The organism is Nocardia cerradoensis NBRC 101014, assembly GCF_000308535.1.
GTDB lineage: Bacteria > Actinomycetota > Actinomycetes > Mycobacteriales > Mycobacteriaceae > Nocardia > Nocardia cerradoensis.
On the sequence record NZ_BAFW01000075.1, the window covers coordinates 1 to 9,128 of the forward strand.

The window sequence follows — 9,128 nt, forward strand, 5'->3', positions numbered from 1 at the left end:
CGCGGCGCTGGGTGCTGCACATCGATATGGACGCCTTCTTCGCTTCGGTCGAACAGCTGACCCGCCCGACATTGCGCGGCCGGCCCGTACTCGTCGGCGGGATGGGCGGCCGGGGCGTGGTCGCCGGGGCCAGTTACGAGGCGCGGGTCTTCGGCGCCCGCTCGGCGATGCCCATGCATCAGGCGCGCCGGCTGGTCGGCGTCACCGCGGTGGTGATCCCGCCGCGCGGGGTGGTCTACGGCGAAGTCAGCGGGCAGGTCTTCGAGACCCTGCGGTCGTGGATTCCGGTGCTCGAGACGCTGTCGTTCGACGAGGCGTTCGGTGAGCCCGCCGAACTCGCCGGCGCGAACACGGCACAGGTGCGCGAATTCTGCGAGCAGCTGCGGCAATCGGTCCGGGAGCGAACCGGGCTGGTGGCCTCCGTCGGCGCCGGCACCGGCAAACAATTGGCCAAGATCGCGTCCGGACTCGCGAAACCCGATGGGGTGCGGGTGATTTCACCGGCCGAACAGCAGGCGCTGCTGGCCGGGCTGCCGGTGCGCAAACTGTGGGGGATCGGGCCGGTGGCCGAACACCGGCTGCGCTCGGTGGGCATCGAAACCGTCGGTGCGTTCGCGGCCCTGCCCGAACCGGAGGCGGCGTCGCTGCTGGGTGGCAGTGTCGGCGCGGCGCTGCACCGGCTCGCCCGCGGTATCGACGAACGTCCGGTCGCCGAGCGGGCCGAGGCCAAACAGATCAGCGCCGAAACCACCTACGAGACCGACATCGTCACGCTGGCGCAGCTGCGTCCGGCGATCGAGGCGATGGCCGAGGCCGCGCACCGGCGGCTGCTGCGCGACGGCCGTGCGGCCCGCACGGTGGTCCTGAAATTGAAGAAGAGCGATATGAGCATCGTGACGCGCTCGCTCACTCTGCCCTACGCCACCACCGATCCGGCCACGCTCACCGCGGCGGCCCAGCGCTCGGCCATCGATCCCGTCGAATTGGGCTCGATCCGGTTGGTGGGCGTGGGATTCGGTGGTTTGTCGGCGGTGCGGCAGGAATCGCTGTTCCCCGAGCTGGATCGCGACGCCGGTGCGGTGGGCGACGCGGTCTTCGAGGAGCCGATCGCCGCGGCGGCGCCGGCGGATGAGCCGGTCGTGCCGCCGCCGACGCGCTCCTACACCACCGAGTTCTGGTATCCCGGACGCGATGTCGGCCATCCCCGGTATGGCCACGGCTGGGTACAGGGCAGCGGGCACGGCCGGGTGACCGTCCGATTCGAGACCCGCTCGACAGGGCCGGGCCCGGCGTATACGTTCGCTGCCGACGATGACGATCTCACCCCGGCCGATCCGCTCCTTAGTCTTCGTTGAAATTTGGCGGGTAGCGTGAGGCCACTCGTGCACTGCCGCCGGTCGGGTGGGAGCTGTCACGTGAACGGAACCAGACCCAACTCGAACGCAAAGGACGAGCATTGAAGCTTCAGATGACTGGACGCATCGCGGTCGCCACCCTGGCTGTCGTGGCTGCGCTCGGCATGTCTGCCTGCGGCAGCGGTGACAAGCACTCGAGCCACAAGTCCACCACGACCAAGGCCGCCGCCTCCTCGGCCGCCAACGTGCCGCCGGTGCCCACGGTCGCCGATCTGAACTCGGAGTTGGCACAGGCGCTGGACCCGGGCGTGCCGGCCGCGCAGAAGGCCCAGTGGCTCGAGGACGGTCAGGACGCCCTGGCCAAGGATCCCGAGATGATGCAGAAGCTGACCGACGCGTACCAGCAGAACAACGCCAAGATCAACGTCACCGATGTGGCGTATCTCGGCGGCGACACGCTGACCGCGAAGGTGGACTTCTCCGTCAACGGCGGTGCGCCGACCAAGGCCGACGTGCCGTTCGTCGCCCAGGGCAACAGCTGGAAGCTGCAGAAGAGCTGGGCCTGCGCCGGCCTGAAGAACCTGGGCCAGCAGTCGCCCGCGTGCGAGTAGTTCTCGTCGTACCGGTCCGGGCCGGCGTTCCGCGCGGAACGCCGGCCCGAGTCGCTCCCAGGCCTATGACGAGGTGCGATGCCGTGACGGACGCACAATGAAACTAAACAAAGACTGAGAAAGGTCGGACGACTTCGTTCGTTCCGGAGGCCCCGCGCTAGCATCTGCCTCCGTGACCGACACGATGGTGAGGGCGGACGACACGCCCGCGGCAGGACAGGGACACCGGGTCGACCGGTCACGACTCGCTCGCTGGGCCCAGCCGATCGCGCTGATCGCCGGGCTCCTGGGCGCTCTCTGTGCCATCGCGGTACCGCTGTTGCCGGTGCAGGTCGACCACACCACCCTGTCGTGGCCGCAGCAGGGCTCGACCCGCGGCATCGACGCGCCGCTGGTCTCCTACGCTCCGCTGACCTTCGACGCCACCGTCCCGTGCGCGGCGCTCGCGCAGCTGCCCGCGGAGGGCTCCACGCTGGCCGCGACCATGCCGTCCGGTGCCCCGGACCTGGAGCGATACGGTTTCGTCGCGCGGGTCCGGCCCGGAACCGACGGTAAACCCGGCCAGTTCGAAGCGGTGCTGCGCAACCAGTCCCTGGCCAGTGTGCCGGTGGACCGGCTCGGCGGCGACTGCGCGTTCACCGTGCATTCCGAGATATCCCACACCGCAGCGACTTTCACCGGCGCCGACGTGAAACCGGTGACGCTGCAGGGTGATTGGCGCCCACAGCTGGTCGGTGTGTACAGCGACCTGACCCGGGCCGCCGGAACCAGCGTCACCGCCCAGGTCGACAGCCGATTCTCGGTGGTGCCCACCGTGCTCAAGCGGATCGCGACCGTGCTGGCGGTGGCGTTCACCCTCATCGCGCTGGCCGCACTGTTCCGCCTGGACCGGCTCGACGGCCGCCGCATCCGGCGCTGGCTACCGCAGCGGTGGTGGAGCTTCGGCGCGGTCGACGCCGTGGTCCTGGGCGGACTGGTGATCTGGCATTTCATCGGCTCGACCACCTCCGACGACGGCTATCAGTTCGGCATGGCGCGCGCGTCGCTGGTGTCGGGCTATATGGCCAACTACTTCCGGTTCTTCGGCGTGCCCGAAAACCCGGTCGGCACACCGCCGTACGACATCATCGCGCACATGACCGAGATCAGCACCGCGAGTCCGTGGATGCGGATTCCGACGCTGCTGGCCGGTGTGGTCACCTGGCTGGCGCTGAGCCGGGAGGTGATTCCGCGCCTCGGTGTGGCGGTGCGCCACGACCGGGTGGCGGTGTGGACCGGCGCGCTGATCTTCCTGGCGGTCTGGCTGCCCTACAACAACGGTCTGCGACCGGAACCCGTGATCGCGGTCTGCGTCCTGCTCACCTGGTGTTTCGTGGAACGTGCCATCGCGACCCGGCGTCTGCTGCCGTATGCGATCGCGATTCTGGTGGCGGCGTTCAGTTTCACCGCGGCGCCCTCGGGCGTGATCTGCGTGGCGCCGCTGCTGGCCGGGATGCGTTCGGTGTTCCGCTTCGGCAGTGCCCGGGCGCGCGACCTGGCCACCGATCCGCGCACGGGTGAGCATCGCTCCCGCTGGGCTGTGGTCTACGGCTACGGGTCCCTGCTCGCGCCGCTGGCGGCGGCCGGAGCCCTGGTACTGGCCTTCGCGTTCTCGGTGCAGCCGCTCTCGGCGATGTTCGAGATGCGCCGCGTGCACACCGCGGTCGGCCCGTCCGACCCCTGGTACAACGACTACCTGAACTATCAGTGGCTGTTCATGCCGACCGCCGACGGTTCGATCGGGCGCCGCTTCGGCATGGTGGCCATGTGGCTGGGCCTGCTGGTCTGCGTCTTCGTCCTGCTGCGCAAGGGCGGGCGCATCCCGTTCACCGCGGGCGGGCCGGCGCGGCGGCTGCTCGGCATCACCTTCGCGTCGATGCTGCTCATGGCCACCACACCCACCAAATTCACCCACCACAACGGCGTATACGCCGGACTGGCGGGTGCGGTGGCGGTGCTGACCGCGGTCGCGGTCGGCCCGCGGGTGATGCGTTCGCCGCGCAACCGGGCGTTGTTCGGCGCTGTGGTCGCCTTGGTGATGGCGCAGATCTTCACCAGCGTCAACGAATGGTGGTATGTGTCCAGCTACGGCATTCCGTGGTGGGACAAGCCGCCCTCGATCCACGGCTTCGGGCTGAGCAAGCTCTTCCTCGCGGTGGCCGTGGTGCTGCTGGCACTGGCCGGATGGTGGCATGTGCGCGCACCGGAACCCGGTACGCCGCACCGGATTTCGCGCTCGGCGTGGCGATGGGCGAAGATTCCGCCGCTGACCGTGGCCGCGGCGCTGCTGGTGGTGTTCGAGATGGCCTCGTTCGCCAAGGGCGCGGTCGCGCAGTATCCGGCGTTCTCGCTGGCCCGTTCGAATGTGGATGCGGTACTGGGTGAACCGTGCGGACTGGCCAACGACGTACTCGTCGAAACCGATCCCAACGCCTCGATGCTGGCGCCGCTGACCGGTGATCCGCAGACGACGTTCACCGCCGGCGCGACCGGATTCGTGCCCAACGGGGTCGGCGATCTGACCCCGGAGGGGGAGCCGACCAACAGCAGCAGTATCTCCAGCGCCTTCGACAGCGGGAAGAACCAGGGCGAGGCCGGCACCCAAACCGCCGGTGCGCCACTGCCGTACGGCCTGGACTCGGCCACCACCCCGGAACTGGGCACCGCGGGCCAGCAGGATCCGGCCGAACTGACCACCGGCTGGTACCGGCTGCCTCCGGCCGCCGAGCGCACCGGGATCGTGGCGATCACCGCGGCCGGGCGCATCCGCTCGATCGACAAGGACGGCGTGGTCACCCCCGGCCAGCGCGTCGAGATCGAATACGGCGCCAGTGATTCAGCGACCGCGGCGCACGCGCTGGGCTCGGTGATCCCCGTCGATATCGGGCCGACACCGTCGTGGCGCAACCTGCGGGTGCCGTTCGGCCAGATTCCGCCGCAGGCCGATGTGATCCGCATCGTCGCCCAGGACAGCAGCCGTGACCCCAATCAGTGGGTGGCGCTGACACCGCCGCGTGTCCCGCGCACCACGACCTTGCAGGACATGGTGGGCTCGCGCAGTCCGGTGCTGCTGGACTGGGCGGTGGGACTGCAGTTCCCGTGCCAGCGCCCCTACGATCACCGCGACGGGATCGCGCAGGTTCCGAACTGGCGCATCCTGCCCGACCGCACTGCCGCACACGACACCACACTGTGGGAGAGCCACGACGGCGGCGGCCCGCTGGGCTGGAGCCAGCAGTTGCTGAGCTCGCAGACTCTGGCCACCTATCTGAAGGACGACTGGCGCCGGGACTGGGGTGAGCTGCAGCGGCTGGCCCCGCGCGACACCTCCGCGACCTCCGCGGTGCCCACGGTGACCCGGGAGACCCACGGCGGCATGTGGAATCCGGGCCACATCAACACCGCCTGGGGATGAGGCCGCTAGGGTCCGGCGGTACCTTCCAGCCGCCGGACCTGTTTGGCCGTGAGGTCCTGTAGCGACGCCGGATCCACTTGCGCCGGTGAGGTTTCCGCGATCTGCACCACACTGCTGCCGACCACGGCGATCGTGGCCGCGGAGTACAGCGACATGCCGCCGCTGGTGGTGCGGATCAGGAACGAGGCCGACGCCGAACCGGCCTTGGGCTGATCGAGCCCGCCGAGCCGGTAGTCGACGGAGGTGCCGTCGGCATCGGTGCCGGAGTAGCTGCGGCAGTCGCGCAGCAGCTTCTGCGCCGCCGCGAACGCCTGCGCCGCGTTGCCGTCGGCATAGCTGGCGATATCGATATCGATACTGGCGAAATTGGGCGACGAGTAGTGCACGGCGCCGCGGGCGGACGGCCCGCTGTACAGATCACCCACGGGTGCCAGCACTTTCGCGCATTCGGCCGGATCGGTGCGGGAGCGGTCCGGCGGTGTCTGCCCGTTACCCGGTGCGGCGTCCTCGAGCTGGGTGAAACCCGGGGGAAGGTCGGCCGGGGCGAGCAATCGCGCCCGCAGCGCATCGGAATCGGTGACGGCGGGGGCGGTGATCGGGGGCACGGTGGCCGTCGCGGGCAGCGCCGGCAGCGAATCGTCGTGATGTCCGCACGCGCTCACCCCGACGACGACGCCCGCCAGGACGCCCGCGGCGCGATTCACTCGCCCCATCGCACCTGCGTCCGGACGTCCTGGCGCAGCAGCACATCGGTGTGTGGATCCCGGTAGCACTGATTGCCGCCGATGGTGATCGCGCCCGAAACCGGAAGCGGCAGGCCGAGATCCACGGTGATGGTGCCCGCGCCGTGCATCAGGTAGTCGATGATGTCGAGGTCACCGGAGTTGTTGGGCAACTGCCAGGTGGCCGATTTGGGTGTCTGCGTGATGTCGAGGGCGATGGTGAGCAGATTGCCCTCGCGCTTGGTGAGCGTCGCGGTCGTCATCTGGTCCAGCGGAACCACACCCGAGACGCGTTGATGCACCGTCCACACCGCCCCCTCGCCGACGGCGTCGGCGGGGAAGGCGATGGCCTCGTACACCGCCTGGTAGAAGGCCTGTTCGATGGCGGCGCGGGCGGTGTCGGGCGTCGACGGGGCGGGCGCCATCCGCAGCGCGGTGACGGCGCCGAGATCGGTGAACTCGATGCCGGCGTGGGAGCCGTCGGCCCCCAGCAGTTGCTGATCCAGGGCCGGATCCGGTGAGGTGGCCGTGCCGAGGACGAGGTCCACGCCCTCGGCCTTCGCGTCCGCGGTCAGCGGAATCGTCACCGACGGCGGCGAGAAGTCCCGCACCGCCTGATCGTTGATCTGTTGTTCGACGTGGTGGTCGGTGCGCAGGGTCACCTGCTGGGACGTGCCGGGCCGGACGGCCGGGCGCAGCGGAGCGTGCGGTTCCTCGCCCGGCGTGACCAGGGTGGCGACCGCGGCGGAGATCGGCAGGGTGACCTCCTTGCCGAAACCCGACGGCTCCACCTCGGCGTCGCTGGTGGCCTCGGTCCCGTCGCTGCAACCGACGCCGAGCGCGGACAAGGTCACCGCCAGTACCATCAACAGCACTCCCGAGCGCGCCGCGCGCGGATTCGGGCCCCGCCCGGACGCGCCCGAGGGGCGCAGACCGGTTACCGAGGCGCAGGAGTGGGAAGACAACACCGTCACGCCGAACAGGGTACGACCGGTTCCTGAAAAACAGCTTTGACTCCCGCTCGGGCCGTGCCCGGTGACGGCGCCGCGAACCGGCGGTGACGTGATAAGGAATGATGTCTAGCTGTGAATACGGACCGGCCGCGTGAGCAGCACCTCGACGACCCCGACGAACCCCCGCGCGAGACCGCGGCGGATCGGGGCGCCGATCGCGACGACGAATCCGGCGCGCGCGACAACGGCGCGGGTTCCGCTCCGGCGGCGGGCGGCTCGGATGCGGCAACTCCCGGCGAGGTCGGGACGAACGGGACTGCGCCGGCCGGATCCGCCGCGGGGCCTTCCGGTGCGCCCGCGGCCTTCCCGCGCCGCCTGCCGTGGCTGCTGCTGATCGCGGCCGTCGTGCTGGCCGTGGATCTGGGCACCAAGGCCCTGGTGGTCGCGAAGATGACGCCCGGCGAACCGATTTCGATCATCGGCGACGTGGTGCGGCTGACCCTGATCCGTAATTCCGGCGCGGCGTTCTCGATGGCCACGGGCATGACCTGGCTGCTGACCCTGATCGCGGTCGCCGTCGTGATCGGCGTGATCCGCATCGGCCGCACCCTGCGCTCGCTGAGCTGGGCGATCGGCCTCGGCCTGGTTCTCGGTGGTGCGCTGGGCAATCTGGTGGACCGGCTGTTCCGTTCGCCCGGCCCGCTGCAGGGGCATGTGATCGACTTCATCGCCGTCACCAAATGGTGGCCGGTGTTCAACGTCGCCGATTCCTCGATCGTGTGCGGCGCGATTCTGCTGGTGGTGCTGACGGTGTTCGGATTCGAACCCGACGGCACCCGCGCCGGGCACGAGGATGACGGGAAGGCGGGCGAATGAGGGAGACACGAGCCATGCCGATCCCCGACGGTCTGGACGGCATGCGGGTCGACGCGGGACTCTCGCGGCTGCTCGGGCTGTCGCGGACCGCGGTCGCCGCGCTGGCCGAGGACGGTTCGGTGCAGATCGACGGCACCGCGGCCGGGAAGTCCGATCGGCTCGTGGCCGGGGCCTGGCTGGAAGTGGAGTTCCCCGAACCGAAACGAGAACTCACCGTCGAGGTCACCCCGGTCGAGGGCATGAAGATCCTCTACGCCGACGACGACATCGTCGCGGTCGACAAACCGGTCGGCGTCGCCGCGCACACCGGTGTCGGTTGGTCGGGTCCCACCGTGGTGGGCGGGCTGGCCGCGATGGGCTATCGCATCTCGACCTCCGGCGCGCACGAACGCCAGGGCATCGTGCACCGGCTCGACGTCGGCACCTCGGGGGTCATGGTGGTGGCGCAGTCCGAGCACGCCTACACGGTGCTGAAGCGGGCCTTCAAACAGCGCACGGTCGACAAGCGGTATCACGCACTGGTGCAGGGGCATCCGGATCCGTCCAGCGGCACCATCGACGCCCCGATCGGGCGGGCGCGCGGCAACGACTGGAAATTCGCGGTCACCGCCGACGGCCGCCCCAGCGTCACCCACTACGACACCGTCGAGGCCTTCCAGGCCGCGAGCCTGCTCGACATCCATCTGGAAACCGGGCGCACCCATCAGATTCGCGTACATTTCTCCGCGATCCGCCACCCCTGCTGCGGTGATCTCACCTACGGCGCCGATCCGCGGCTGGCCGAGCGGCTGGGTCTGCAGCGGCAGTGGTTGCATGCGCGCAGTCTCGGCTTCGCCCATCCCGCCGACGGCCGCTGGGTCGAGATCACCAGCGACTACCCCGACGATCTGGAGCATGCCCTGGACGTGCTGCGCGCGGTGTGACGGGGCGGCCGGTGAGTGAGAAGTGGCGCGCCGCAGCCGGTTTCGGGGTCGTGGTGGTGCTGGTGATCGCCGTCGTCGCGTTGGGCTGGGCGCGGCCGCCGCGGGCGTCGATCCTCGGCACCGACCGGCTCGGGCCGGACTCCGGCGAACGCGTCGCCGACTATCTCGCGCGTGCGCACGAGTCGCTGTCCGGCGCCGATACCGCGCCCCGCTGGGCTCTGGCGACCGCGAGCG

The 9,128-nt window shown here is 69.9% G+C and carries 7 protein-coding genes and 1 pseudogene; 6 read left to right on the forward strand and 2 right to left on the reverse strand.

Features of this window, described 5'->3' with window-relative positions:
• The 3 genes from ON23_RS08910 to ON23_RS08920 form a co-directional block, all read left to right on the forward strand.
• Nucleotides 1–1,355 (forward strand): DNA polymerase IV (locus ON23_RS08910; protein WP_039777440.1); only part of this gene is annotated, 1,355 nt, incomplete at its 5' end.
• A 113-nt stretch (nt 1,356–1,468) separates the two neighbouring features.
• Nucleotides 1,469–1,966: a WKL family lipoprotein gene (locus tag ON23_RS08915; RefSeq protein ID WP_083903790.1), complete on the forward strand. Its 498-nt coding sequence runs from the start codon at nt 1,469–1,471 to the stop codon at nt 1,964–1,966.
• 184 nt (nt 1,967–2,150) lie between these two features.
• Nucleotides 2,151–5,420: an arabinosyltransferase domain-containing protein gene (locus ON23_RS08920; protein ID WP_086006871.1), complete on the forward strand. Its 3,270-nt coding sequence runs from the start codon at nt 2,151–2,153 to the stop codon at nt 5,418–5,420.
• 5 nt (nt 5,421–5,425) lie between these two features.
• On the opposite strand, the gene ON23_RS08925 is transcribed toward ON23_RS08920, so the two are convergent.
• Both ON23_RS08925 and ON23_RS08930 read right to left on the reverse strand, forming a co-directional pair.
• Nucleotides 5,426–6,133: a sensor domain-containing protein gene (locus ON23_RS08925; RefSeq protein WP_039777443.1), complete on the reverse strand. Its 708-nt coding sequence runs from the start codon at nt 6,131–6,133 to the stop codon at nt 5,426–5,428.
• Nucleotides 6,121–7,116 carry a hypothetical protein gene (locus tag ON23_RS08930; RefSeq protein ID WP_223273516.1) on the reverse strand — a complete coding sequence of 332 codons (996 nt, stop codon included), beginning with the start codon at nt 7,114–7,116 and terminating at the stop codon, nt 6,121–6,123. The genes ON23_RS08925 and ON23_RS08930 overlap by 13 nt, the downstream gene beginning before the upstream one ends.
• 111 nt (nt 7,117–7,227) lie before the next feature.
• On the opposite strand from ON23_RS08930, the gene lspA reads away from it, so the two are divergent.
• The 3 genes and pseudogenes from lspA to ON23_RS08945 all read left to right on the forward strand — a co-directional run.
• The gene (gene lspA, locus ON23_RS08935; protein WP_051042279.1) at nt 7,228–7,971 is read left to right on the forward strand and encodes a signal peptidase II; all 744 of its coding nucleotides are present in this window, start codon (nt 7,228–7,230) and stop codon (nt 7,969–7,971) included.
• Nucleotides 7,968–8,894 (forward strand): RluA family pseudouridine synthase, encoded by a 927-nt coding sequence (locus tag ON23_RS08940; RefSeq protein ID WP_039777444.1) that lies wholly within the window; start codon nt 7,968–7,970, stop codon nt 8,892–8,894. The genes lspA and ON23_RS08940 overlap by 4 nt, the downstream gene beginning before the upstream one ends.
• Before the next feature lie 11 nt (nt 8,895–8,905).
• Nucleotides 8,906–9,128: pseudogene (locus ON23_RS08945) on the forward strand (hypothetical protein); the annotation flags it as partial.

Bases quoted from the DNA above. Each gene is read 5' to 3' on its own strand.
- ON23_RS08915 (WP_083903790.1), top strand. From the start codon at position 1,469: ATGACTGGACGCATCGCGGTCGCCACCCTGGCTGTCGTGGCTGCGCTC.
- ON23_RS08920 (WP_086006871.1), top strand. From the start codon at position 2,151: ATGGTGAGGGCGGACGACACGCCCGCGGCAGGACAGGGACACCGGGTC.
- ON23_RS08925 (WP_039777443.1), bottom strand. From the start codon at position 6,133: ATGGGGCGAGTGAATCGCGCCGCGGGCGTCCTGGCGGGCGTCGTCGTC.
- ON23_RS08940 (WP_039777444.1), top strand. From the start codon at position 7,968: ATGAGGGAGACACGAGCCATGCCGATCCCCGACGGTCTGGACGGCATG.